Here is a 23,939-nt window from a genome sequence, read left to right on the forward strand (position 1 = left end):
GGTTTGGCGCCGGGCTCAGGCTCAGGCTCGGGTTCGGCGCCGGGCTCAGGCTCAGGCTCGGGTGCGGGTTCGGGTTCGGGTTCGGCGCCGGGTTCCGGTCCTGACTCCGGTTCCGCATCTGGTTCGACGTCCGGTACGACATCCGGTTCGACGTCCGGGGAGGGACGATGACCGTGGTCGGCTGGCTCCCCGCCGACGTCGAGGAACTCTTCGGCCCGGACGCCACCGCCGAGGAGTCCTACGAGGTCCTGACGGTCGACGTGCCGCCGGCCTCCTGGATCACCGCCCTGGAGACCGCCCGCGACCGCCTCGGCTGCACCTACTTCGACTGGCTGAGCGCGGTCGACGAACCCGGCACGGGCTTCCACGTCTCGGCCCATGTCGCCGCGCTGTCCCCGGTCCGCCGCCTGCTGCTGCGCACGACGGTCCCGCACGACGCCCCGGCCCTGCCGTCGGCCGTCGGCGTCTACGCGGGTGCCGCCTGGCACGAACGCGAGACGCACGAGATGTTCGGCGTCACCTTCGAGGGCCACCCGGCGCTGGACCACCTGCTCCTCCCCGAGAACTTCGAGGGCCACCCCCTGCGCAAGGACTTCGTCCTCGCCGCCCGGGTCGCCAAGGCCTGGCCCGGCGCGAAGGAACCCGGCGAGCCGGAACACGGCGGCCCCAAGCGCCGCCAGATGCTCCCGCCCGGTGTCCCCGACCCGAACGAATGGGGCCCCCTGAAGGGCCAACTCCCCCCGGCCCCCACCCGCCCGGCCCGCGGCCCAGCCCGGGCAGCGGGGGACCGCCCGGTGCGCGCGGCGGGGGACCGCCCGGTGCGCCGCACACGCTCGGCATCGGAGGGCTCGGCGAGCCAGGCGCCAGCCTCGGGCGAGACAGCCACGCCGTCTCCGTCCGTACCCCGTCGTACCCGCTCGGCGTCGGAGGGCTCGGCGAGCCAGTCCGCTCCCGGTGAGTCGACGTCTGCGGCTCCCTCCGGGCCGCGCCGGACCCGCACCGCCGCGGAAGGCTCCGCCGGCCAGACGTCCCGCGCCGCCGAACCGCCGTCACCGGAAGGCGGATCCCCGGCGCCCGGCTCCGAACCGGCGGCACCGGGCCCGGCCTCGCCGCGCCGGGCGCGCAGCGCGTCGGAGGGCAGTACGAGCCAGCGGGCCGCCTCCGACCGGGCCGGCACCGAGCCGGGCCGGCCCTCGCGCGCTCCGCGCAGCACGGACGCCCCGTGGCACCACGCCCGCCCCGCGTACGACGAACAGTCCCCGCCGACGGACGCGGAACCGGCCGACTCCGACGTCCCTGCGGACCCCACGGCCGACTCCGACGTCCCCACGGACACCACCAACCCCACGGGCCCCAACAAGCCCACCGACCCGACGGACCCGGCGAACCCGACGGGCCCGACGGACCCGGCGAACCCGACGGGCCCGACGGACCCGGCGACCCCCAAGCCCCCCACTGACTCCCCAGAATCCACAGGAGGCCCGCAGTGAACGACGTGCTCGACGTCGCCCTGCGACTCCTGATCGTCTTCGTCGTCTTCCTCACCTTCCCCCTGATCATCGGCCAGACCGAGCACAAGGTCATGGCCCACATGCAGGGCCGCCTGGGCCCCATGTACGCCGGCGGCTTCCACGGCTGGGCCCAGCTGATCGCCGACGGCGTGAAGTTCGCGCAGAAGGAGGACGTCGTCCCCGCGGGCGCCGACCGCCGCATCTTCCAACTGGCCCCCGCCGTCGCCCTCCTGCCCTACCTCCTCGTCCTGCTCGCCATCCCGATCGGCCCCGGCGAGGGAGCCGTCGGGCAGGTCGTCGACGCCGGCGTCTTCTTCGTCCTGGCCGTCATGGGCGTCGGCGTCCTCGGCTCGCTGATGGCCGGCTGGGCCTCCGCGAACAAGTTCTCCCTGCTCGGCGGCCTGCGCACCGCCGCCCAGCTCCTCGCCTACGAACTGCCGATGCTGCTGACCGCCGCCTCGGTGGCCATGGCGGCCGGCACCGTCTCGCTGCCCGGCATCCTCGACGCCTTCGAGTGGTGGTGGCTGCCCTGGCAGATCGTCGGCGCGATCGTCTTCTTCGTCGCCGGCCTTGCCGAACTCCAGCGTCCGCCCTTCGACATGCCCGTCGCCGACTCGGAGATCATCTTCGGCGCCTACACCGAGTACACCGGCCTCCGCTTCGCCCTGTTCCTCCTCGCCGAGTACGCCGGGATCGTCGTCCTGTGCGGCCTGACCACCGTCCTCTTCCTGGGCGGCTGGCACGGCCCCTGGGGCGCCGACGGCCTCGGCTGGGTCTGGACCCTGCTGAAGACCGCCGTCCTCGCCTTCCTCGTCATCTGGCTGCGCGTCACCTACCCGCGGCTGCGCGAGGACCAGCTCCAGAAACTGTCCTGGACCCTCCTCGTCCCCCTCTCCCTCGCCCAGATCGCCCTCACCGGCATCGTCAAGGTGGTGATCCAGTAACCATGGCCCCGATCCCAGGAAGTGGCCTGGCCAAGGGCCTGGCCGTCACCCTCCGCACGATGACGAAGAAGTCCGTCACCGCGCAGTACCCGGACACCCAGCCCGACCTCCCGCCGCGCAGCCGCGGTGTCATCGGCCTGTTCGAGGAGAACTGCACGGTCTGCATGCTGTGCGCCCGCGAGTGCCCGGACTGGTGCATCTACATCGACTCCCACAAGGAGACCGTCCCGCCCGCGACCCCCGGTGGCCGCGAACGCAGCCGCAACGTCCTCGACCGCTTCGCCATCGACTTCTCCCTCTGCATGTACTGCGGTATCTGCATCGAGGTGTGTCCTTTCGACGCCCTGTTCTGGTCCCCGGAGTTCGAGTACGCCGAGACCGACATCCGCGACCTCACCCACGAGCGCGACAAGCTCCGGGAGTGGATGTGGACCGTCCCGGCCCCGCCGGCCCTCGACCCCGGCGCGGAGGAACCGAAGGAACTCACCGCCGCCCGCAAGGCCGCCGAGAAGCTGGCCGCCCAGCAGACCCCGCCGGCCACGGAAGCCCACGCCGACGAGCAAGCCCGTGCGGCCGAACGCCCCACCCGCCCGCACGGCGACTCCCAACAGCAGACGGACCAGCCGAAACCGGCGCAGCAGGAGCAGGAGCAGGAGCCGGGGCAGGGGGGCACGCCATGACCCTCGCGACAGCAGCCGCCCACCTCACGGCTCACACCCCGACCGCCGCCGCCGAAACCCACGGCTTCCTCTCCCCGACCGGTGTCGAGATCGCCTTCCTCCTCGTCGGCCTGGTCACCTTCGGCGCCGCGATCGTCACCGTCACCACCCGGCAACTGGTGCACGCCGCCCTCTGGCTCGTGGTCGCCCTCGGCGGCCTGGCCGTGGAGTACCTCCTGCTCACGGCCGAGTTCATCGCCTGGGTGCAGGTCCTCATCTACGTCGGTTCCGTCGTCGTCCTCCTCCTGTTCGGTCTGATGCTCACCAGGGCCCCGATCGGCCGCTCCCCGGACGCCGACTCCGGCAACCGGTGGGCGGCCCTCACCGTGGCCGTCGCCTCGGCCGCCGCGCTGGTGTGGGTCGTCGTCGACGCGTTCCGCACCACCTGGATCGATCTGGACGGCCCGGCCGCCGGCTCCACCGAGGTCACCGGCGCGAGCCTCTTCCAGAACTGGGTCCTCCCCTTCGAGGCCCTCTCCGTCCTCCTCCTCGCCGCCCTGGTCGGCGCGATCGTCCTCTCCCGCAAGGCCAAGGCCGAGGCGACCACCCCGGGCGGCGCCGACACCCGGCGCGACACGGAAGGGACCCGCTGATGCACCTCGCCTATCCCGCGGTGCTCTCCGCCCTCCTCTTCTGCACCGGCCTGTACGGCGTCCTCGCCCGCCGCAACGCGATCCTGGTCCTGATGTCGGTCGAGCTGATGCTCAACGCCGTCAACCTCAACCTGGTCGCCTTCGACGTCTGGCTCAGCAGGACCGCCGAGGAGACCCTGCACTCCGGCCAGGCCCTGACCCTGTTCACCATCGCCATCGCCGCCGCCGAGATCGGCATCGGCCTGGCGATCGTCCTCGCTGTCCACCGCAACCGCGGCACCTCGGACATCGACAAGCTCCGCGACACCGCCGAACGGCACGACCCCGACGGCCCGGACGGACCCGGCCGCGACGCCCGCACGTCCGGCCCGGCCGGCGAGGCCCAGAAGGCTGAGGCCACCGCGTGACCACGACCACCCTCGCCGTCCTCGTCCCCCTCCTTCCGTTCCTCGGCGCCGTCGCCGGGCTGCTCCTGGGCCGCACGGCCCCCGGCTTCGTCCGCCCCCTCGCCGTCCTGCCGACGCTCACCTCCCTGGTGCTCGCCGCGCTGGTCGCCGTGCGCCAGGGCGGTGACGCGGCCGTCGACGCCGCCACGGAGCTCACCCCGACCGGCTCGGTCCCGATCGAACTCGCCCTGCACATCGACGGCTTCGCCGCCCTCGTCGCCGTCCTGGTCGGCCTGGTCGCCTCCTGCGTGCAGATCTACTCGACGGGCTACCTGCGCGACGACCCGCGCTACCCCTCCTACGCCGCCCTGGTCTCCCTGTTCACCTCCGCGATGCTCCTGGTCGTCTACTCCGGCGACCTGATGGTGCTGCTGGTCGGCTGGGAAGTCATGGGCATCTGCTCCTACTTCCTGGTCGGCCACTACTGGGAGACCCCTCAGGCCCGCGCCGCCTCCCTCAAGGCCTTCCTGGTCACCAAGCTCGGCGACGTCCCCTTCCTCATCGGCCTGTTCGCCCTGGCCACCGACGCCGGCTCCTTCCACGTCACCCGCATCCTCGGCACCGTCGCGAGCGGCGGGCTCGACCACCCCACCCTGATCGCCCTGCTGCTCCTCGCGGGCGTGGCGGGCAAGTCGGCGCAGTTCCCGCTGCACACCTGGCTCCCCGACGCGATGGCGGGCCCCACCCCCGTCTCCGCGCTGATCCACGCCGCGACGATGGTCGCCGCTGGTGTCTACTTCATCGCCCGTCTCCTCCCGGTCTTCGAGGCCTCCCAGGCCGCGATGGTGGTCATGGCCGTCATGGCCGCCGTCACCATGGCCGGCTCGGCCCTCGCCGCGCTCGCCCAGGACGACATCAAGCGCGTCCTGGCCTACTCGACGATCGGCCAGCTCGGTTACATGACGGGCGCCCTCGCCGTCGCCGACCGCGGTGCCGCCGTCTTCCACCTCCTGTCCCACGGCGCCTTCAAGGCGCTGCTGTTCCTCGCGGCCGGCGTGATCATCCACGCCGCCGGCACCAACTCCCTCGCCGCCATGTCCCGCATGCGGAACCTGCGCGACCGGATCCCCGACGCCTACTGGACGATGACCGTGGCGCTCCTCGCCCTCGCCGCGATCCCGCCGTTCAGCGGCTTCTTCTCCAAGGAGGCCGTCCTCGGCGTCGCCGAGCACGTCGTCACCGGTCACACGGAGCACGCTCCCGCCGCCGCGGGCTGGATCGTCCTCGTCGCCGGTCTGGTCACGGCCGTCCTCACCGCCGCCTACGCCATGCGCCTGTGGCTGCTCGCCTTCCGCGGCCGGGGCACCGAGGCCCCCGACCACGGCCGGCAGCCGCTGACGATGACCGTGGTGCTGTGGGTGCTGGCCGTCCCCTCCCTGGCTCTCGGCGGATTCGCGTTCCGCGTGCTGCCCGACTGGTTCGACGGCCGTGACCTCGGCCCGACCCTGACCACCTCCGTGCTCGGCACGGGCCTGGCCGTGGCCGGGGGCATCGTCACCTACGCCGCCTGGCGGCACACCACCGCTCACGCGGCACGCGTCCCGCTGGGCGCGGTCGCGGCCCACCCCGGCGGCGACGCCGCCCGGGTCGAGGCGGAAGCCATCGCCACGCACGAACCGGCCTACGGGGACATCGCCCACGCACCCGACCCCGCGGACCCGGGACGGCTGCTGCTCGGGCCCCTGCACCGGCACGCGGCCGTCGGCTTCCACCTGGACGCCGTGTACACGGCCCTCTTCGTCCGCCCGGTCCGGGCCGGAGCGAGCCTCGTCCGGTTCCTCGACCGCGAGGTCGTCGAGACCTATGTGCGCGGTGCGGGTGCGCTGCCCCGCTGGCTCGGCACCGCCGTACGGCGGTCCCAGACCGGCAACGTCCAGACCTACGTGAGCGCGCTGCTCGCCGGCACCGTCGTCCTCGCGGTCGCCGTCGTCCTCGTCGCCACGGGAGCGTGAGCAGGCGTGATCGATATCAACGAGTCCGTGATGCAGTTCCTTCTGGCATTCGTCGTCGTCGGCCCGCTCCTGGGCGCCGTCGCTGCTCTCCTGCCGGCCCCGTCCGGGCTGAAGGGGAAGTCACCCGAGCAGGCCGTGCTCCGGCACGGCGTCACCGTGACCGGCGCCGTCCTCGTCGCGGCGATCGTCCTCGCGCTCGGCTTCGACCACGGCCAGCCGTCGAAGATGCAGGCCAGCACCGACATCAGCTGGATCCCCGCACTCGACGTACGCATCCACCTCGGCATCGACGGCATCTCCCTTCCCCTCTTGGTCCTGACCGCGCTGCTGACCTTCCTCTGCGCGCTCTACTCGTACTTCAAGCTGCCCGAAGGCCCGACTCCGAAGGCCTTCGTCGCCCTGCTGCTCGTCCTCGAGTCCGGCACGCTGGCGACCTTCGCCGTCCTCGACCTGCTGCTGTTCTTCCTCGCCTTCGAGATGGTCCTCATCCCGATGTACTTCCTCATCGCCCGCTGGGGCGGCGAGGACCGGACGCGGGCGGCGTGGCGGTTCATCCTCTACACGCTGCTCGGATCCGTGGTCATGCTGCTCGGCCTGCTCCTGATCGGGCTGGAGGCGGGCACGTTCGACATGATGGCACTCGCCACTGACAACGGCCGGTCTCTGACCACATCCGTGCAGGTCATCGCCGCTTTGGCGATCGGGATCGGGCTCGCCGTGAAGACGCCGATGTGGCCGCTGCACAGCTGGTTGCCCGACGCCCACACCGCCGCGCCCACCGTCGGCTCGGTCCTCCTGGCCGGTGTCCTGCTGAAGTTGGGTACGTACGGATTCGTCCGTATTCTTCTCCCGATCACACCCGACGGCTTCCGCACCTTCGCGCCCTACCTCGCCGCCCTGGCCGTCGTCGGCATCATCTACGGATCCCTGGCCTGCCTCGCCCTCGCCCGGCAGGGTGCGAAGGGCGACCTGAAGCGCCTCATCGCCTACTCCTCCGTCGGCCACATGGGCTTCGTGCTGCTCGGCATCGCGACGATGACCCCGACCGGCGTGAACGGCGCCCTGTTCGCCAACATCGCCCACGGCCTCATCACCGGCCTGCTCTTCTTCCTGGTCGGCGCCCTGAAGGACCGCACCGGCACCACCGACCTCGACACCCTCGCCCAGGAGACCGGCGCCGCCCTGTACGGCAAGGCCCCGCGCCTCGGCGGTCTCCTCGCCTTCGCCGCCGTCGCCTCGCTCGGCCTGCCGGGGCTGGCCGGCTTCTGGGGGGAGATGCTCGCCCTGTTCGGCGCGTTCCAGCCGGGCGAGGGCCTCAGCCGCCCCGCCTTCCTCACCTTCATGGCGATCGGCGCGTTCGGGACGCTGCTGACGGCCGCGTACCTGCTGGTCGTGGTCCGCCGCGTCTGCATGGGCGCCCTGCCGCAGGACGCCCCGAAGCTCACCGACGTCCGCAGTTACGAGTTCGCGGCCTGGACCCCGCTCGTCGTCCTCACCGTCGTCGCGGGCCTGTGGCCCAAGGCCCTCCTCGGCCTGAGCGACCCGGCCGTCCAGCAGCTCCTCGCAGGAGGCACCCGATGAGCTCCCCGGCCCAGCCCCTGGCCGCCTCGCTCGTCCAGTCCGTCGACTGGCTCGCCATCGCGCCGCCCACCATCGCCGCGGTCGTCGCACTCGCCGTCCTGGTCGCCGACCTGTTCGTCACCGAACACCGCAAGGCGCTCCTCGGCTGGACGTCGGTGGCGGGTCTGGCCGCCGCCACGCTGATGCTGCTGCCCCTCCTGGACGGCGACCGCAGCACCTTCTGCCTGACCCGCGACGCCGCCGTGTGCAGCTACACGGCCGACCGGTTCACCCTGGTCATCCAGTTCCTGGTCCTGGGCGGCGCCCTCCTCGCCGCCCTCCTGTCGGTCACCGCCCTCAAGGACGGCCGCAAGGCGCTGCCCGAGGGGGAGTACTGGTTCCTGCTGCTGTCCTCCGCGGCCGGCGCCGCCCTCCTGCCCGCCTCCCGCGACCTCGCCACCCTGATCGTCGCCCTGGAGGTCGCGTCCCTGCCCGCCTTCGCGCTGGTCGGCCTGAAGTACGGCGACCGGAAGTCCTCCGAAGCGGCCCTGAAGTTCTTCCTGTCCTCGGTCACCGCCACCGCGGTCAGCCTCATGGGCATCAGCTTCCTGTACGCCTCCACCGGCACCCTCTACCTGACCCAGGTCGCCGACCGCATCCAGGACGTCGACGGCGGGCTCACCACGCTCGCGGACACCGGCGTCGTCCTCACCCTCGTCGGCTTCGCCTTCAAGACCGCCGCCGTGCCCTTCCACTTCTGGGTCCCCGACACCTATGTCGGCGCGCCCCTGCCGATCGCCGCCTACCTGTCGGTCATCGGCAAGGCGGTCGGCTTCAGCGGCCTGATCCTCGTCACGGTCGTGGCGCTCCCCTCCTACGCCGACGTCTGGGGCCCGGCGCTGGCCGCCCTGGCCGCGCTCACCATGACCGTCGGCAACGTCGGAGCCCTCCGCCAGCAGGCCACGCGCGCGTACAGCGCGGTGCGCCTGCTCGCCTGGTCGTCCGTCGGCCAGGCCGGCTACCTGCTGGTGCCGATCGCGGCCGCCGCGTACTCCGGGGACGCCGAGAGGTCGATCGGCTCCACCGTCGCCTACGCCCTGATGTACGGCGCGGTGAACCTCGGAGCCTTCGCCGTGGCCGCGCTCGTCGGCCGCACGAAGGTGCTCAACCGCGTCGCCGACTACCGCGGCCTCTACGCCTCGAATCCCCTGTCCGCGCTGCTCCTGGCGTTCTTCCTGCTCTGCCTCGCCGGACTGCCGCCGGGGATCATCGGGCTCTTCGCCAAGGTCACCGTCTTCTCGGCGGCCGTCGACGCCGGCCTCGGCTGGCTGGCCGTGATCATGGCCGTCAACGTCGTGATCGCGCTGTTCTACTACCTCCAATGGACGGCCCTGCTCTTCCGCGCCGCCCCCGAGGGCGAGACCGGGAAGCACCCCGTGCCCGTCCCCCTCACCGCCGCGCTCGCCCTGACCGGCGTCCTCGGCATCGCCCTGTCCGGGGCGCCCCAGCTGGTCCTGCGGTTCACCGACGCCGGACTGTTCTGAGCCGTGCTCGACCGTTCTGAGCCGTGCTCGGGGCGCCCGAGCACAAGGCACCCTGAGCACAAGGCGCCCCGCGTGCGGGAATCCGCCGTGGGTGCGCTCGACCGCCGGACGCGGCACCGGCACGCTTCCGCCACGCGCGCGTGGGCACTCGGCCCCGCACGCGCGCGGCGCGCACAGGGCCGTCACCCGTACGGCCCACGGCCCTGCCGCGTGCGCACAAGGGAACTAGTGCTCCCCGCCTGGCGTTGACCAGTACGGGAGGGTCCACTGGACGTGGCATCACGGCACCAGTGACACCGCAGCACAGCAAGCAAGGGTCCCCCTGCCGCACCACTTGGAGGGCGTACCGTGCACCGCCGGCACAACGGGCTCAGAACAGCAGTCCTCCTCGGAGGACTGTCCGCGCTCATCATCGTCATCGGCAGCTTCTTCGGCCGCATGGGGCTCGTGATCGCCGTCCTGGTAGCGCTGGCCACCAACGCGTACGCGTACTGGAACAGCGACAAGCTGGCCCTCCGCGCGATGCGCGCCCGCCCGGTGAGCGAGTTCGAGGCCCCGGGCCTCTACCGCATGGTCCGTGAACTGTCCACGCAGGCCCGCCAGCCCATGCCCCGCCTGTACATCTCCCCGACGGAGGCGCCCAACGCCTTCGCCACGGGCCGCAACCCACGCAACGCCGCCGTGTGCTGCACCGACGGCATCCTGCGCCTCCTGGACGAGCGCGAGCTGCGCGGCGTCATCGGCCACGAGCTCAGCCACGTCTACAACCGCGACATCCTCATCTCGTCGGTCGCCGGCGCCCTGGCCTCCGTGATCATGTTCCTGGTCAACTTCGCCTGGCTGATCCCGATCGGACGCTCCGACGACGATGACGGCCCCGGCCTGCTCGGCATGCTGCTGATCATGATCCTGGGCCCCCTCGCCGCCTCCCTCATCCAACTGGCCATCAGCCGCTCCCGGGAGTACCAGGCGGACGCCTCCGGCGCCCAGCTCACCGGCGACCCACTGGCCCTGGCCAGCGCCCTGCGCAAGCTCGACCACGGCACGAAGCAGCTCCCGCTGCCGCCCGAGCCGCGCATCGAGACCGCCAGCCACATGATGATCGCCAACCCGTTCCGCCCCGGCCAGGGTCTGTCGAAGATGTTCTCCACACACCCGCCGATGGCGGAACGCATCGCCCGGCTCGAGAAGATGGCAGGTGGGAATCAGTGAAGACCATCCTGAACGTCATATGGCTCGTCTTCAGCGGCTTCTGGCTGTTCCTCGCCTACATGCTGGCGGGCCTGCTCCTGTGCATCACCGTCATCGGCATCCCCTTCGGCGTGGCCGCCTTCCGCATCGGCGTCTACGCGCTGTGGCCCTTCGGGTACACCACGGTCGAACGCCGTGACGCGGGCGCGCCGTCCTGCGTCGGCAACGTCCTGTGGCTGGTCCTCGCGGGCTGGTGGCTGGCCCTCGGCCACATCGCCACCGGTATCGCCCTGTGCGTCACGATCATCGGCATCCCGCTGGGCATCGCCAACTTCAAGCTCATCCCGGTCTCGCTGCTCCCGCTGGGCCGCGACATCGTGCGGACGAACGAGCCGTTCGCGATGCGCTGACGACGCGAACGGCATCCGCATCCCCGGCCGGACGCGCCTCGATCCGCCCCGTTCTCCACAGCCCACGGGTTATCCACAGGCCCGCCCGGAGATCTGCGGCGGTCTGCATGATGAACCCATGACCGCGAACGAGCACACACAGACCCGAGCCCTGGCAGGCACTCACACCGGCCGGCCGCGGGGCCGTACGTCCCCCCACGCACCGGCAGACACGCTGCGATCCCCCTGCATACCGGCGGCCGGCGACCCACCCGACGGCAAAACACCCGCGCACCCCTACACCCGACCGGCCCGACCGGCCCCCGCCCGGGTCCGCACCCACCTCCGCACGCCGTAGACGCCGACCCCCACCAGCAGCACCCCCGTGCCCACCACCACGGAAACCGTGGGCAGCGAGAAGGCCAGCACGGCGCATCCGACCAGCCCCACCACCGGCACCACCCGCGCCGCCGGTGCCCGATCCAGCGTCCAGGCCGACGCGTTGGCCACCGCGTAGTACGCCAGCACACCGAAGGAGGAGAACCCGATCGCGCCCCGGACGTCCACCGCGGCGGCCAGGACCGCGACCACCGCACCCACGGCCAGCTCCGCCCGGTGCGGCACCTGGAAACGGGGATGCACCGCCGCCAGCGTCCCCGGCAGATGCCGGTCCCGGGCCATGGCCAGCGTCGTGCGCGAGACCCCCAGGATGAGCGCGAGCAGTGAGCCCAGTGCGGCCACGGCCGCCCCCGCCCGCACCACGGGCACCAGCCCGGGCATCCCGGCCGCCCGCACCGCGTCGGCCAGCGGTGCCGTCGCATTCCCCAGACCACCCGACCCCAGGACCGAAAGGACGGCCACCGTCACGCACACGTACACCACCAGCGTGATGCCCAGGGCCAGCGGGATCGCGCGGGGGATGGTGCGCTCCGGGTCCCGCACCTCCTCGCCGAGCGTCGCGATCCGGGCGTACCCGGCGAACGCGAAGAACAGCAGCCCCGCCGCCTGCAGCACACCGCCCGCCCCACCGGACGTCCCGATGCCCAGCCGGCCGGCCTCGGCCCCGTCGGACACCAGGCATCCGACCACCACGAGAGAGAGGACCGCCAGGACCACCGCCACGATCACCCGCGTCAGCCAGGCGGACTTCTGGATGCCGCCGTAGTTCACCGCGGTCAGCGCCACCACGGCCGTGACCGCCACCGCGTGCGCCTGCCCCGGCCAGACGTAGGTGCCCACGGTGAGCGCCATCGCAGCACAGGAGGCCGTTTTCCCGACCACGAACGACCAGCCCGCGAGATAGCCCCAGAAGTCCCCGAGCCGCTCCCGCCCGTACACGTACGTGCCGCCCGAGGCGGGACTGCGGGCGGCGAGGCGGGCCGAGGACATGGCGTTGCAGTACGCGACCACCGCGGCGACGGCGAGCCCGATGAGCAGGCCGGAGCCGGCCGCGTGCGCCGCCGGCGCGAGCGCGGCGAAGATGCCGGCCCCCACCATCGAGCCGAGTCCGACGACGACGGCGTCCCCGACACCGAGCGTGCGGCGCAGCGCGGGATCCGCGGAACCGGAGGAACCCGGGGCGCCGGAGGAACCGGAGGCGGTCATACGTCGCACCTTACTGATCAGCGCAACCGGGAGATGCGGCCAGGACGTCCTCCCCACCAAGAGGGCGTGAACGGGCACGGCAAGGACGACGCACCCGCCGGGCCCGACGTACGACGCACGGGCCCGGCCTGCGGGGAGCGGGATCACAGGGCCGGGACAGTGCGGGCACAGCCGGAAAGGGCAGGTTCACGGCATGACCGTCATCAGCTGGATCATCCTGGGGCTGCTGGCCGGGGCGATCGCGAAGTTCCTGCTGCCGGGGCGCGACCCGGGCGGCCTCATCGGCACCACCCTGATCGGCATAGCGGGTGCGTTCATCGGCGGCTGGATATCCGCCCGCTGGATGGACCACCCGATCACCAAGGACTTCTACGACGGCGCCACCTGGGCGGCGGCGATCGGCGGATCGCTCGTCCTCCTGATCGCCTACCGCCTGCTGTTCGGCAACTCGCGCGACTGACCGCACCCGCCGACGCGCGGCCGGCACGCCTCCGGCGCGCCCGCGGACCGACGCGTCCGCAGACCGCGGGCGACGGGCCGGAGAAGGGCGGGCGCCGCAACACAGGCCCCGCCCTGTCTCACCCCCCGAGGGCGGGACCCGGCGGTCCTACCGGTAGTTCACGAACTGCATCGCGAAGTCGAAGTCCTTGCCCTTCAGCAGGGTGATGACGGCCTGCAGATCGTCACGGCTCTTGGAACTGACCCGCAGCTCCTCGCCCTGCACCTGCGCCTTCACGCCCTTGGGGCCCTCGTCGCGGATGGTCTTGGCCACCTTCTTCGCGTTCTCCTGGGAGATGCCCTCCTTGATCGACGCGAAGATCTTGTACTCCTTGCCGGAGAGCTGGGGCTCGTCCGCGTCCAGAGCCTTCAGCGAGATGCCGCGCTTGATCAGCTTGGACTGGAAGACGTCGAGGACGGCCTTGACCCGGTCCTCGGAGTTCGCCTCCATGAGGATCTTCTCGCCGGACCACGCGATCGAGGCGCCCACGCCCTTGAAGTCGTAGCGCTGCGAGATCTCCTTGGCGGCCTGGTTCAGTGCGTTGTCGACCTCCTGCCGCTCGACCTTCGAGACGATGTCGAAACTGGAGTCGGCCATGTCCTGTGGCTCCTTGTATCGGGGTGCGTCACTGCGTACCGGCGTACGGGGCGGCCGCCGGGCCCGTTCAGGCCCCGGCCGCATCCGGACAAGCCTAGCCACCCCCTGCCCTCCGGGCGCCGATCAATCGGGTGGCGAAGCACCCCTCCACATCGGGTATCGTTTACGTCGTTGCCACGGAGCACCGCCGAAAAAAGCGGTTCGACGAGCAGCAACCCCGGCGGTGTGCCCGAGCGGCCAAAGGGAGCAGACTGTAAATCTGCCGGCTCAGCCTTCCCAGGTTCGAATCCTGGCGCCGCCACTCTGGGGAAGACCCCCTCCTCTCTGCCGAGACGCAGAGGAGAGGGGGTCTCTTCGTTGTGCCGCTGTGGTCCCGAGGAGTGCAGTGATGTGTCTCACGTACCCCTCGCAGCGTCCGTCGCAGGAGCCGGCTCCCCTCCCTATGGCGCTGGCTCCCCTCCCTACGGCGCCGGCGTATACGTGACCGTCGTGTCCGGGCAGGCTTCGGCGAGGCGGGTCAGGGATTCGCGTTCCTCCGTGTCCGCGGTGAGGCTCCAGCGCAGTTTCACCGCTGTCCACTCGACCAGGTAACGGCACGTGGCCTTGGTGTTGGGCGGCAGCCACTGAGCCGGGTCCTGGTCCGCCTTGCTGCGGTGCGCGGCGGCGGAGACGGCCACCAGGCTGCGCGGGTCGCCCAGGTCGTTGGCGTAGGCCTCGCGGCGGGCGGCCGTCCACTGGGACGCGCCCGAGTCCCACGCCTCGGGCAGCGGCACCATGTGGTCGACGTCCATGGCCGCGGCGGAGGTCACCTGACGGGCGTCGTAGTAGGACGACCAGGTGCCGCCCCTCAGCTTGCAGCCCGGGCCGGTGGACGGTGGTTCGATCGCCTCGGCGATCAGCACCTCGGCGCGGGTGTCGCAGTCGTCGTCGGGGTTCGCGCCGGCGTTCCAGTACCTGAACTCGGCGCGCTCGTAACCGTCGCGGGACTCGGCGGCCTGGGGCAGCGCGGCGACGGCTTGGTCCAGCGGCAGGGATCTCGCGGCGGCGTGGGCGGGGCAGGACAGGGCGAAGGTGCAGGCGGTGCCCATCAGGGCGGCAGCACAGGCGCGTGCCAGGGAAGCGATCACGCCTGCAGGATGGGCGACCCGGCGTCCACGGGGCCGGTCGGACGCGCGCGGAGATCACTCTGCGGCCGTATGCAGAAACGATGCCGCGCCGGGACGGGCGTCAGCCTGGCGTTGACGGCGACCCCGGCGCGGCGCGCTGCGGACGCGCTGTGACCACGAGGTCTGCGGTTCGTTGCCCAACTCGGCGATGGCATGGGCCGATTGTCGGCTTGATGCACGGTAGTAGGGCTGGTCCGGCCAAGTGATCTTTCGGCGGCTGGTGCGGTGCGGCTTCGCGGGGGCGAGCGGCCACCGATTGACTGAGACGGGTCACCTGACGCGGCAGCCTTGCCGGCGCGGTCCCCTTCGCAGTTCTGAGGAGCAGTACATGGCGCAGATCACCGGTCCCGCCCCGATCCCCGCCCCGGTCGGCTCGTTCCCTCGTCTGGGCTGGGTCGACGACCTGCTGAACCCCGCCCTGCGGTCGGCCGTGGCCGCGCTGCCGGACGCCGAGAACCGGGTGGCGCGCTACCACCGCGGCTGGTGCGAGGCCGACGGCACACCGGTGGAGACCGCCGCCCGCACCGGCAAGGCGGTTCGCCCGGCCCTGTCCCTGCTGGCCGCCGCGGCGGTCGGCGGCAGCCCGGAACTCGCCGTACCGGGCGCGGTCGCCGTCGAGTTGGTGCACGACTTCACGCTGCTGCACGACGACGTCATCGACGGCGACGCGCTGCGCCGCCACCGGCCCGCCGCCTGGTCGGTGTTCGGCACCCCGGCGGCGGTGCTGACCGGCGACGCGCTGCTGGTGTCGGCGCTGCGGGCACTCGCCGACGTGCCGGCGCAGCGGGCCGCCGAGGCGGTGCAGGAACTGGTGACGACCCTGCTGGAACTGGTCGAGGGGCAGAGCCGTGACGTGGCGTTCGAGAAGGCGCCGGAGGTGTCGGTGGCCCAGTACCTCGCCATGGCGGAGGGCAAGACCGGCTCGCTGATCGGGTGTTCGTGCGCCCTGGGCGGCATCCTGGCCGGAGCCGACGCCGAACGGGTGCGAGGGCTGCGGGAGTTCGGACGCCGCCTGGGCGTGGCTTTCCAGTGCGCCGACGACGTCCTGGGCATCTGGGGCCGCACCTCGCGCAGCGGCAAGCCGGTCGGCTCCGACCTCGCGGCGCGCAAGAAGTCCCTGCCTGTCGTCTTGGCCCTGAGCGGCGAGGGCGCGGCGGCCGAGCGGCTGCGCGCGCTGTACGCCACGGCCCGCCCCCTCGACGAACGGGACGTCACCCTCGCGCGCGCCCTCGTGGAGCAGGCCGGTGGCCGCGAGGCCGCCGAACAGGAGGCCCGCCGCCAGGTGTCGGCCGCGCTGCGGGCGCTGTCCTGGGCCCGGCCGACCCCGGACACCTACCGGCAACTCCAGGACATCGCCTGGGCGATGACCCACCGCGAGGCCTGACCTGCGCGTGCTGCGGTGGGCCGTCCGAACGGATGGGGACAAAAGCCGTGACTTCGGTCCAAGTGGGCCGTTGTCTGTGCGGCGGCCCATCGCCGCCGCGCCCACCTCCTGGCCGGCCACCCTGCCCCACCCCTCGGCCGGCCGTCCTGACCAGCCCCTGGCCGACCGCCCTCGACCCACCGCCGCAGCCGAGCCGGGCGGCGCCACCCGGCGCCCCGGCCGCTGCGAGCGGAACAGAACGTGACGAAACACAGTGGAGTCGTGCAGCAGACCGAGACCAGCCCAGCGCTGCCGGGGAACCTCCCCGCCGTGGCCGCCTACGGACTGAGGGTGGTCCGCGGCCGCCACACGGTCCTGCAGGACGTCAGCTTCAGTGTCCCCCGCGGCTGCATCGTCGGCCTGCTCGGACCGAGCGGCTGCGGCAAGACGACGCTGCTGCGGTCCGTGGTCGGCGTCCAGCAGACCACGGCGGGCCACGTCCAGGTCCTCGGCTACGCGGCCGGCGCCCCCCAGTTGCGCACCCGCGTCGGCTACGTCACCCAGGCCCCCTCGGTCTACGCGGACCTGACCGTGCTGGAGAACCTGCGCTACTTCGCCGCCGCCCTCGGCATGCGGGGCTGGCGCCGGGAGGACGCCGTGGTGCGCGTGGTGAAGGAGGTCGACCTGGCCTCCTACGCGGACAAGCTGGTCGCCCGGCTGTCGGGCGGCCAGTACTCGCGGGTCTCCCTGGCCGTGGCGCTGCTGAACAAGCCGGACCTGCTCGTGATGGACGAACCGACCGTCGGGCTGGACCCCATGGTGCGCCGGGAGTTGTGGCTGGTGTTCCAGCGGCTGGCCGAGGAGGGCACCACCCTGCTGGTCTCCAGTCACGTCATGGACGAGGCCGACCGCTGTGACCGGCTGCTGCTGATGCGCTCCGGGCGGCTGCTGGCCGGGGCCGACCGGGAGACGCTCCTGGAGCACACCGGCTGCGACGACGTGGAAGAGGCGTTCATGCACCTGGTGCAGGCCGCGACCGAGGCCGAGGAGCGCGCCAGGCGGCGGGCGGCGGCGCAGAGCCTGCTGCCCACGCTGCCCGGCCTGCTCGACCAGGGCGGCGCCCCCGAGGCGGAACGGGCCCACTTCGCCGCGGACACGGTGCGGTGAGCGGCCTCGGACTGGCCGAGCGGCTGCCGTTCTCGCCCACGATCACCGGCGCGACCGCGGTCCGGGTGCTCCAGCAGATCTCCCGGGACAAGGGCAGCACCGCGCTGCTGCTGGGCATCCCGTGCATGCTCATGGTGCTGCTGAAGCTGATGTTCCACGACTCCGAGGCCACCTTCGAACGGGTCGGGCCGCAGGTCTTCGGGATCTTCCCGGTCATCGTGATGTACCTGGTGGCGTCCGTGTCGACACTGCGGGAGCGCACCACCGGCACCGCCGAGCGACTGCTGACGATGCCCGTGCGACGGCTGGACATCGTGCTCGGCTACAGCCTCGCCTTCGCCTTCCTGGCCCTGCTCCAGGCGGTCCTGTCCACGCTGCTGTCCATCGGCCCGCTCGGCCTGGACATCAAGGGCCCCGCGTATCTGCTGATGGTCATCGCCATGCTCGGCGCCCTGCTCGGACTGGCCCTGGGGCTGCTGGTCAGCGCGTTCGCCCGCAACGAGTTCCAGGCGGTGCAGTTCCTGCCCGCCGGGGTGCTGCCGCAGTTCCTGGTGTGCGGACTGTTCGTGCCGCGCGACGAGATGCACGGCGCCCTGTCGGCCGTGGCCAAGGCCATGCCGATGACGTACGCCGTCCAGGCCGCGGGCGAGGCCGCCACGCACACCGGGGTCACCGGGCTGTTCGTCCGCGACGCGCTGCTCATCCTGGGGTGCGTGGTCCTGGTCCTGGTGGCCAGCGCCACCACCCTGAAGCGCTGACCGGCCGCCCCTGCCCCGGACACGGCGCGAACGACCAGGCCCGCGAAGGACCGAGGCACGCGGACGACCGAGGGCCGCCCCGTGGGGCGGCCCTGGGCACGGGGTCAGGTCCCGCTAGTCGCGCACGCCCCAGGAGAAGCCGCCCGAGACGGTGCCGTAGCGGGGGAACTCGAACGGACCGAAGTGCAGCGGCCGGTCGTGGCCGTGGCCGCCGCCCCCGAAACCGTCGGGGCCGGGGTTGCCGATGGCGGCGGCCGCCGGCTGCGCCGGAGCGGCGGCGGCCAGCGCCGTCCCACCCGCGGTGAGAGCCAGTGCGGCGAGCGACACGACAGCGATGCGGCGAACCCGCAGCGACATGAGAAACCTCCACGAGGAAAAGAAGGGGAAGAGCGGGAAGGGAAGGACAGGAAGGGCAGAAAGGGAAGAGTGAACGAGCGCGTCCCAGCCTAGTCGCGAAAGCCACTTGTACCGGCGCTGGAAATGCCGTTTTCCCCCGAAGGAACGGCTGGACACAACAGCGGAATTGAATATCGGTACGGTGGCACCGCACCGAGCCGCACGCAGAGAAGCGAAGAGAGAAAAGAAGAGAGACAAGATGACCGGGATGCGCAGGGCCGCGCTCGCCTTGGGAGGCACTCTCCTCGCGTGGACCGGACCGCCCGTGCCGCCACCACCACCGCACTACCAGGCACCCCCGTGGCCCCTGCCCGCGCCCGGCCCCGGCAGCGCACCGCGGGACGGCACGGCGTACGCCCTGCCGGAGCGGTCCCCCGACAGCGCGGCCGCCGAGGTCGTCGCCGCCGTCAACCGGCACCGCGTCCAGGCCGGCTGCCGCCCCGTGCGGCTGCGGGCCTCGCTCAACCGCGCCGCCCGGAGCCACAGCGCCGACATGGCGCGCAGGCAGCGCCTGACGCACACCGGAGGCGACGGCAGCGGCCCGGCCGACCGGATGCGGGCCGCCGGCTACGACCCCGGACACACCGCCGAGAACATCGCAGCGGGCCCCCGCACGCCCGAGGCCGCCGTCCGCACCTGGATCGACAGCCCCGAGCACCGGGTCATCCTGCTGACCTGCCGGTACACCCACGCGGGGGCCGGTGTCGCGCCCGGTGCCGGCGGCCCCTGGTGGACGCTGGACCTCGCCACGGGCCGCTAGGCGGTCGTCAGGCCAGGTCGTCGTCCCACCACCAGGCGACGTCGGGGGCGCCCTCCAGTGGGCCCGGTCGGGTGTCGGACGGCTCCTCCGCCCAGGTCAGGGCGGTGTCCTCCATGGCGTCGGGCCACCGTCCGAGGCTGAGGTAGCGGGGCACGCGCAGCCCCCACTCGTTGTTGCCGCGGATGCCGTGGCGCAGCCCTTGGAGGTAGGCGGCGAGCTCCGGGCCCGCCGTCGGGCGGACGCGGTCGTGCAGCCGCAGGAACCGCAGCAGGACGCGGTCCCGCAGTCCGTTCGCCGCGTCCACCGCCTCCTGCAGCGTCAGGTCCCGCTCGTGCATCAGGACGGTGTAGATGTTCTGGTCGGCCTGGTCCCGGGCCAGTTCCTTGCGCAGCGAGTGCCGGTCGTTGTCGAGTCCGGCGACCAGGATGGCCATCTCCTTCAGCGCCTGGACCGCCGGCCGGTACAGGTCCCGGTCGGGTACCTCGGCGCCGTTCGCGATCTCCAGCATCGCGAAGGTCGGCTCGCCGCCGGACGACAGCAGCCGCATCGTCAGGAAGTCGTTCAGGCCGGGCATCCGGCCCAGCGCCTGGTTGCCGACCTGCCAGGCCACGCCCGACAGCCAGGCCCGGTGCGCGTGCGCGAACCGGCCCACCTGCGCGGGCGTCCCGAGCGACCGGAACAGCCGCACGATGTCCCGCAGCGCGCCGATGTACGGGTCCGCACCGGTCGCCGTGTCGTTCTCGCACACCCGCTGCACCTGGCAGGCCAGCGCGTTGAACTGCGCCGGGCGGCTGCTCAGCGGCCCCCCGTCGCAGCGCGCGTCGTCGAAGCCGAAGCCCCAGTAGACCCACAGGGCCGTCGCGAGCAGCCGGTCGTCGTCGGCGCCGGGGACGAACCGGGCGTAGAAGTCGGTGCTGTGCGTCGCGACGACCCAGGCCAGCTCCTCCTGTGACGCGCACATGCCGCTGCGCTCGATCCACTCCTCGGCGCGTTTCCCGACCTGCCGGGCACGTGGGTGGACGGCGGATTCCAGCGGGCAGAAAAGAGGCGGCAGTTCCACCTCGGAAACACGAGATCCCATGCGGAAGATCATCTGGGACCGCGCGGACACGGGGCCGCGGGAACACCCGGTCAACGGAAAAGACAGACAGGCGGCCCAGCCGATAAACGGGAAGAAAAGAACGGAAAAGCAGAAAGGCAAGGAGCCGGTGCTCCCTGCCACTCTCAAGATATAGCGCACGGGGGGCCTTGCGGCAAGGCCCCCGTCATGACGCAGAATCCTCCGCCGAAGCCCGGAACGGGCGAAAAAACAGGGGGGTTGTCGTGTTCGATGTGATCATCGTCGGTGGTGGGCCGACCGGCATGATGCTGGCCGGCGAGCTACGGCTGCACGGACTGGACGTGGTCGTCCTGGAGCGGCTCACGGAGCCGACCGGGCAGACCCGCGCGCTCGGCCTGCACGTGCGCAGCATCGAGGTGCTGGACCAGCGGGGTCTGCTGGAGCGGTTCCTGCGGCTCGGCACGAAGTACGAGACCGGCGGGTTCTTCGCCGGCATCACCAAGCCCTGGCCCGACGGGCTGGACACCGCGCATGCGTACGTCCTCGGCATCCCGCAGACCGTCACGGAGCGCCTGCTGGCCGAGCACGCCGCCGAGGCCGGTGCCGAGATCCGGCGCGGGCACGAGCTGGCCGGGCTGAGCCAGGACGACGACGGCGTGACGGCCGAACTGTCCGACGGCACACGCCTGCGCTCGCGCTACCTCGTCGGCTGCGACGGCGGCCGCAGCACGGTCCGCAAGCTGCTCGGCGTCGGCTTCCCCGGCGAGCCCAGCAGGGTCGAGACGCTTCTGGGCGAGATGGAGCTGACCGCCGCACCGGAGGAACTGGCGGCGGTGACGGCGCGGGTCCGCAGGACGCACTTCCGGTTCGGCGCCATGCCCACCGGGAACGGTCTGTACCGGGTCATCGTGCCGGCCGCGGGAGTGGCTGAGGACCGCACGGCCCCGCCGTCCCTCGAAGAGTTCAGGCAGCAGCTGCGGACGTTCGCGGGCACCGACTTCGGCGTCCACTCACCGCGCTGGCTCTCCCGCTTCGGCGACGCCACCCGGCTGGCCGAGCGCTACCGCACCGGCCGGGTCCTGCTCGCCGGCGACGCCGCGCACATCCACCCGCCGACCGGCGGACAGGGGCTCAACCTCGGCCTCCAGGACGCCTTCAACCTCGGCTGGAAACTGGCCGCCCAGGTGCGCGGCTGGGCGCCGGACGGCCTGCTGGACAGCTACCACGCCGAACGCCACCCGGTGGCCGCCGCCGTGCTGGACAACACCCGCGCGCAGATGCACCTGCTGACGCCCGAGCCGGGGCCGCGGGCCGTGCGGGGGCTGCTGGCGGAGCTGATGGAGTTCGAGGAGGTGAACCGGTACCTCATCGAAAAGGTCACCGCCGTCTCCGTCCGCTACGACTTCGGTCAGGACCACGAACTGCTCGGCCGGCGACTGCGGGACGTACGCCTGGAGCGCGGGCGCCTCTACGAGCTGCTGCACGCGGGCCGCGGGCTGCTGCTGGACCGGACCGGCGGGCGCCTGTCAGTGACGGGCTGGGAGGACCGGGTCGACCACGTCGTGGACGCCGGGGGCGAGTGGGACGTCCCCGCGGTCCTGCTCCGCCCGGACGGCCATGTGGCGTGGGTGGGCGAGGACCAGGCGGACCTGCGCACCCGGTTGTCCCGGTGGTTCGGAACGGCGGCGGGCGGGACCGCGGTGGACCGGACGGAGGCGGGCGGAACGGCGGTGCGGTGACGGCGGTGGAGTGACGGACGGGTCCGGGCGAGCGCACTCGGGGAGGCGAACGGTCACGGCGGTGGCCGCCGCCCTGGCCCTGGCCCTGGCCCGGGCCCTGGCCACGGCCACGGCCACGGCCACGGCGACGGTCACGGCGGTGGGCCGCCGCGGCCATGGGGCGAGTGGCCGGTGCTCGGCGGAGCCGACCGCCGGCGTCACCGGGCCGGGGGTCAGGCCGTGACCGTGAACTCGCCCGGGGCGCCGGACCGTTCCGTCGCCGGTACGTCGCCGCGCACGTCCGGCACGGTGACCTCGGCCCCGGCCTAGCCCTCGGCCCGGGCCCCGGCGGCACGCTCGGCAGCCGGCGCCCGCACAGCCGGCTCGGCGCCCTCCGCACCCGCGGCCGAACCTCCGGACGGTCCCGCGGCCGATGCACCCGCCGACTCCGACTCCGACTCCGGCTCCGACTGCACCTCGTCCCGCTGCCGCGGAATGAACGAAGCGACCGCGAAGGCGAGCAGCGCCGCCCCCGCCCCGATCGCCAGGACGACCTCGAAGCCGTCCCGGGAGGGCAGTTCGGCCGGCCCGAAGGCTGTCGTCATCTGCGCGAGGATCACCCCGGCCACGGCACTGGCCGTCGACGTGCCGATGGACCGCATCAGCGTGTTGAGGCTGTTCGCCGCACCCGTCTCCGAGGCCGGCACCGCGCTCATGATGAGCGCGGGCATCGCCCCGTACGTGAAGCCGATGCCGGCGCCGATCACACACGTGACCAGCACGAAGTGCCAGAGCTCGGACATCAGCGCGATGTTCAGCCCGTACCCGGCGGCCACCACCAGCGCGCCCACCATCAGCGTGATCTTCGGGCCCCGGGACTTGGACAGGGCGGCGGAGAGGGGGGCCGTGGCCATCATGACCAGGCCGGACGGGGCCATCGTCAGCCCGGCGACGAGCAGCGATCTGCCCAGGCCGTAGCCGGTCGCCTCAGGCAACTGCAGGAGCTGCGGAATGACCAGGGACATCGCGAACATCGCGAACCCGACCGCGATCGAGGCGAGGTTGGTGACCAGCACCTGACGGCGGGCGGTGGTCCGCAGGTCGACCAGCGGCTCCGCGACCCGCAGCTCCCACCGGCCCCACACCAGCAGCACGACGACGGCCGCCGCGAAGAGGCCCACGGTGGTGCCGCTGCCCCAACCCCAGTCGGCGCCCTTGGAGATGGCCAGCAGCAGGGACACCAGCCCGGCCGCCATGCCGATGCCGCCGACCAGGTCGAAGCGCCCGCCGGTGCGCACCCGCGACTCCGGCACGACCAGCGGCACCAGCACCAGGGCGACGGCGCCCAGGGCCGCCGAGGCCCAGAACAGGGCGTGCCAGTCGAAGTGGTCGGCGATGAGCGCGGCGGCGGGCAGTCCGAGGGCGCCGCCCACACCGAGCGAGGCGCTCATCAACGCCGTCGCGGAACCGAGCCGTTCGGCGGGCAGTTCGTCACGCATGATGCTGATGCCGAGCGGGATCACGCCGGAGGCGAGACCCTGCAGCGCCCGGCCGGCGATCATCGGGACCAGGGAGTCGCTGAGCGCGGCGGTCACCGATCCGGCCACCAGCATCACGAGGCTGATCAGCAGCATCCGGCGCTTGCCGTACATGTCGCCGAGCCGTCCGGTCATGGGGGTGGCGACGGCGGCGGCGAGCAGTGTGGCGGTGACGGCCCAGGCGGTGTCGGACGCGGGGGCGTCCAGCAGCCGGGGGAGTTCCGGGACGATCGGGATCACCAGGGTCTGCATCAGCGAGACCACGATCCCGCCGAAGGCCAGCACCGCGACGACGGCGTCGGCCCGCGGCGGCGCGGATCTCCCGTCGCCGCCGGGTCGGGAGTGGGCGTGGGACATGGCCGGGCCTCCATGAGGGGCGTGAGGGGCAGCGCGACCCGACCAAGCTAAGCCAATTGATTGACTTAAGCAACTGGATGACGGAGGGGCGGCGCACTGGACGGAC

General features: G+C 72.4%; 23 protein-coding genes and 1 tRNA gene. 18 read left to right on the plus strand and 6 right to left on the minus strand.

Annotation, left to right across the window (positions count from 1 at the left end; all coding sequences use genetic code 11):
• Positions 1 to 167 precede the first annotated feature (167 nt).
• The 10 genes from ACIGAN_RS28635 (at position 168) to ACIGAN_RS28680 (ending at position 10,870) form a co-directional block, all read left to right on the plus strand.
• Positions 168 to 1,490 carry an NADH-quinone oxidoreductase subunit C gene (locus ACIGAN_RS28635; RefSeq protein ID WP_399861920.1) on the plus strand — a complete coding sequence of 441 codons (1,323 nt, stop codon included), beginning with the start codon at positions 168 to 170 and terminating at the stop codon, positions 1,488 to 1,490.
• A complete protein-coding gene (locus tag ACIGAN_RS28640; protein ID WP_365735728.1) occupies positions 1,487 to 2,455 on the plus strand; it encodes a complex I subunit 1/NuoH family protein in 969 nt (322 codons plus the stop codon). Before ACIGAN_RS28635 ends, ACIGAN_RS28640 begins: the two co-directional genes overlap by 4 nt.
• A gap of 2 nt (positions 2,456 to 2,457) precedes the next feature.
• Positions 2,458 to 3,135, plus strand: a complete 678-nt coding sequence (locus ACIGAN_RS28645) for a NuoI/complex I 23 kDa subunit family protein (protein WP_399861922.1) — start codon at positions 2,458 to 2,460, stop codon at positions 3,133 to 3,135.
• Positions 3,132 to 3,767: an NADH-quinone oxidoreductase subunit J gene (locus ACIGAN_RS28650; RefSeq protein WP_399861924.1), complete on the plus strand. Its 636-nt coding sequence runs from the start codon at positions 3,132 to 3,134 to the stop codon at positions 3,765 to 3,767. Before ACIGAN_RS28645 ends, ACIGAN_RS28650 begins: the two co-directional genes overlap by 4 nt.
• Positions 3,767 to 4,174, plus strand: a complete 408-nt coding sequence (gene nuoK, locus ACIGAN_RS28655) for an NADH-quinone oxidoreductase subunit NuoK (RefSeq protein ID WP_365092378.1) — start codon at positions 3,767 to 3,769, stop codon at positions 4,172 to 4,174. Before ACIGAN_RS28650 ends, nuoK begins: the two co-directional genes overlap by 1 nt.
• Positions 4,171 to 6,165: an NADH-quinone oxidoreductase subunit L gene (locus ACIGAN_RS28660; RefSeq protein WP_399861926.1), complete on the plus strand. Its 1,995-nt coding sequence runs from the start codon at positions 4,171 to 4,173 to the stop codon at positions 6,163 to 6,165. The genes nuoK and ACIGAN_RS28660 overlap by 4 nt, the downstream gene beginning before the upstream one ends.
• A 6-nt stretch (positions 6,166 to 6,171) precedes the next feature.
• Complete coding sequence (locus ACIGAN_RS28665) at positions 6,172 to 7,746, plus strand: NuoM family protein (protein ID WP_399861928.1); 1,575 nt, start codon at positions 6,172 to 6,174, stop codon at positions 7,744 to 7,746.
• Complete coding sequence (locus ACIGAN_RS28670) at positions 7,743 to 9,269, plus strand: NADH-quinone oxidoreductase subunit N (protein ID WP_399861930.1); 1,527 nt, start codon at positions 7,743 to 7,745, stop codon at positions 9,267 to 9,269. Before ACIGAN_RS28665 ends, ACIGAN_RS28670 begins: the two co-directional genes overlap by 4 nt.
• Positions 9,270 to 9,617: 348 nt before the next feature.
• Entirely contained in the window at positions 9,618 to 10,481 is an 864-nt protein-coding gene (gene htpX, locus ACIGAN_RS28675) for a zinc metalloprotease HtpX (RefSeq protein WP_365735716.1), read from the plus strand.
• Entirely contained in the window at positions 10,478 to 10,870 is a 393-nt protein-coding gene (locus tag ACIGAN_RS28680) for a YccF domain-containing protein (protein ID WP_365735714.1), read from the plus strand. Before htpX ends, ACIGAN_RS28680 begins: the two co-directional genes overlap by 4 nt.
• A 276-nt stretch (positions 10,871 to 11,146) precedes the next feature.
• On the opposite strand, the gene ACIGAN_RS28685 is transcribed toward ACIGAN_RS28680, so the two are convergent.
• Complete coding sequence (locus ACIGAN_RS28685; RefSeq protein WP_399861933.1) at positions 11,147 to 12,454, minus strand: APC family permease; 1,308 nt, start codon at positions 12,452 to 12,454, stop codon at positions 11,147 to 11,149.
• A gap of 193 nt (positions 12,455 to 12,647) precedes the next feature.
• On the opposite strand from ACIGAN_RS28685, the gene ACIGAN_RS28690 reads away from it, so the two are divergent.
• Positions 12,648 to 12,914 carry a GlsB/YeaQ/YmgE family stress response membrane protein gene (locus ACIGAN_RS28690; RefSeq protein WP_311680375.1) on the plus strand — a complete coding sequence of 89 codons (267 nt, stop codon included), beginning with the start codon at positions 12,648 to 12,650 and terminating at the stop codon, positions 12,912 to 12,914.
• 147 nt (positions 12,915 to 13,061) lie between these two features.
• Here the strand turns inward: ACIGAN_RS28690 and ACIGAN_RS28695 are convergent, their stop codons facing one another.
• Positions 13,062 to 13,550: a YajQ family cyclic di-GMP-binding protein gene (locus ACIGAN_RS28695; RefSeq protein ID WP_365092397.1), complete on the minus strand. Its 489-nt coding sequence runs from the start codon at positions 13,548 to 13,550 to the stop codon at positions 13,062 to 13,064.
• 219 nt (positions 13,551 to 13,769) lie between these two features.
• On the opposite strand from ACIGAN_RS28695, the gene ACIGAN_RS28700 reads away from it, so the two are divergent.
• Positions 13,770 to 13,851: transfer RNA gene (locus tag ACIGAN_RS28700), tRNA-Tyr, on the plus strand.
• Between the two features lie 160 nt (positions 13,852 to 14,011).
• Here ACIGAN_RS28700 and ACIGAN_RS28705 read toward each other — a convergent pair.
• Positions 14,012 to 14,677, minus strand: a complete 666-nt coding sequence (locus ACIGAN_RS28705; RefSeq protein ID WP_365092400.1) for an HNH endonuclease family protein — start codon at positions 14,675 to 14,677, stop codon at positions 14,012 to 14,014.
• Positions 14,678 to 15,044: 367 nt separating this feature from the next.
• On the opposite strand from ACIGAN_RS28705, the gene ACIGAN_RS28710 reads away from it, so the two are divergent.
• From ACIGAN_RS28710 to ACIGAN_RS28720, 3 genes are all read left to right on the plus strand, one after another.
• Entirely contained in the window at positions 15,045 to 16,100 is a 1,056-nt protein-coding gene (locus ACIGAN_RS28710; RefSeq protein ID WP_399861935.1) for a polyprenyl synthetase family protein, read from the plus strand.
• A 261-nt stretch (positions 16,101 to 16,361) separates the two neighbouring features.
• Positions 16,362 to 17,246 (plus strand): ABC transporter ATP-binding protein, encoded by an 885-nt coding sequence (locus ACIGAN_RS28715; RefSeq protein WP_365735710.1) that lies wholly within the window; start codon positions 16,362 to 16,364, stop codon positions 17,244 to 17,246.
• Complete coding sequence (locus tag ACIGAN_RS28720; RefSeq protein WP_311680370.1) at positions 17,243 to 18,004, plus strand: ABC transporter permease; 762 nt, start codon at positions 17,243 to 17,245, stop codon at positions 18,002 to 18,004. Before ACIGAN_RS28715 ends, ACIGAN_RS28720 begins: the two co-directional genes overlap by 4 nt.
• 114 nt (positions 18,005 to 18,118) lie before the next feature.
• Here ACIGAN_RS28720 and ACIGAN_RS28725 read toward each other — a convergent pair whose 3' ends face one another.
• A complete protein-coding gene (locus tag ACIGAN_RS28725) occupies positions 18,119 to 18,361 on the minus strand; it encodes a hypothetical protein (RefSeq protein ID WP_365092408.1) in 243 nt (80 codons plus the stop codon).
• Positions 18,362 to 18,599: 238 nt separating this feature from the next.
• On the opposite strand from ACIGAN_RS28725, the gene ACIGAN_RS28730 reads away from it, so the two are divergent.
• Positions 18,600 to 19,160 carry a CAP domain-containing protein gene (locus ACIGAN_RS28730; RefSeq protein ID WP_365735706.1) on the plus strand — a complete coding sequence of 187 codons (561 nt, stop codon included), beginning with the start codon at positions 18,600 to 18,602 and terminating at the stop codon, positions 19,158 to 19,160.
• A 7-nt stretch (positions 19,161 to 19,167) separates the two neighbouring features.
• Here the strand turns inward: ACIGAN_RS28730 and ACIGAN_RS28735 are convergent, their stop codons facing one another.
• Complete coding sequence (locus ACIGAN_RS28735) at positions 19,168 to 20,241, minus strand: terpene synthase family protein (protein ID WP_399861938.1); 1,074 nt, start codon at positions 20,239 to 20,241, stop codon at positions 19,168 to 19,170.
• Positions 20,242 to 20,483: 242 nt separating this feature from the next.
• Between ACIGAN_RS28735 and rox the strand changes: the two genes are divergently transcribed.
• The gene (gene rox / locus ACIGAN_RS28740; RefSeq protein WP_399861940.1) at positions 20,484 to 21,959 is read left to right on the plus strand and encodes a rifampin monooxygenase; all 1,476 of its coding nucleotides are present in this window, start codon (positions 20,484 to 20,486) and stop codon (positions 21,957 to 21,959) included.
• 61 nt (positions 21,960 to 22,020) lie between these two features.
• Positions 22,021 to 22,182 (plus strand): hypothetical protein, encoded by a 162-nt coding sequence (locus tag ACIGAN_RS28745; protein ID WP_399861942.1) that lies wholly within the window; start codon positions 22,021 to 22,023, stop codon positions 22,180 to 22,182.
• Between the two features lie 82 nt (positions 22,183 to 22,264).
• On the opposite strand, the gene ACIGAN_RS28750 is transcribed toward ACIGAN_RS28745, so the two are convergent.
• On the minus strand, positions 22,265 to 23,833 hold the full coding sequence (locus ACIGAN_RS28750; RefSeq protein WP_399861944.1) for an MFS transporter: 1,569 nt from the start codon (positions 23,831 to 23,833) through the stop codon (positions 22,265 to 22,267).
• Between the last annotated feature and the right edge of the window lie 106 nt (positions 23,834 to 23,939).

It is taken from the genome of Streptomyces sp. NPDC085931 (genome assembly GCF_044540565.1).
In the GTDB taxonomy this organism is placed as follows: Bacteria; Actinomycetota; Actinomycetes; order Streptomycetales; family Streptomycetaceae; genus Streptomyces.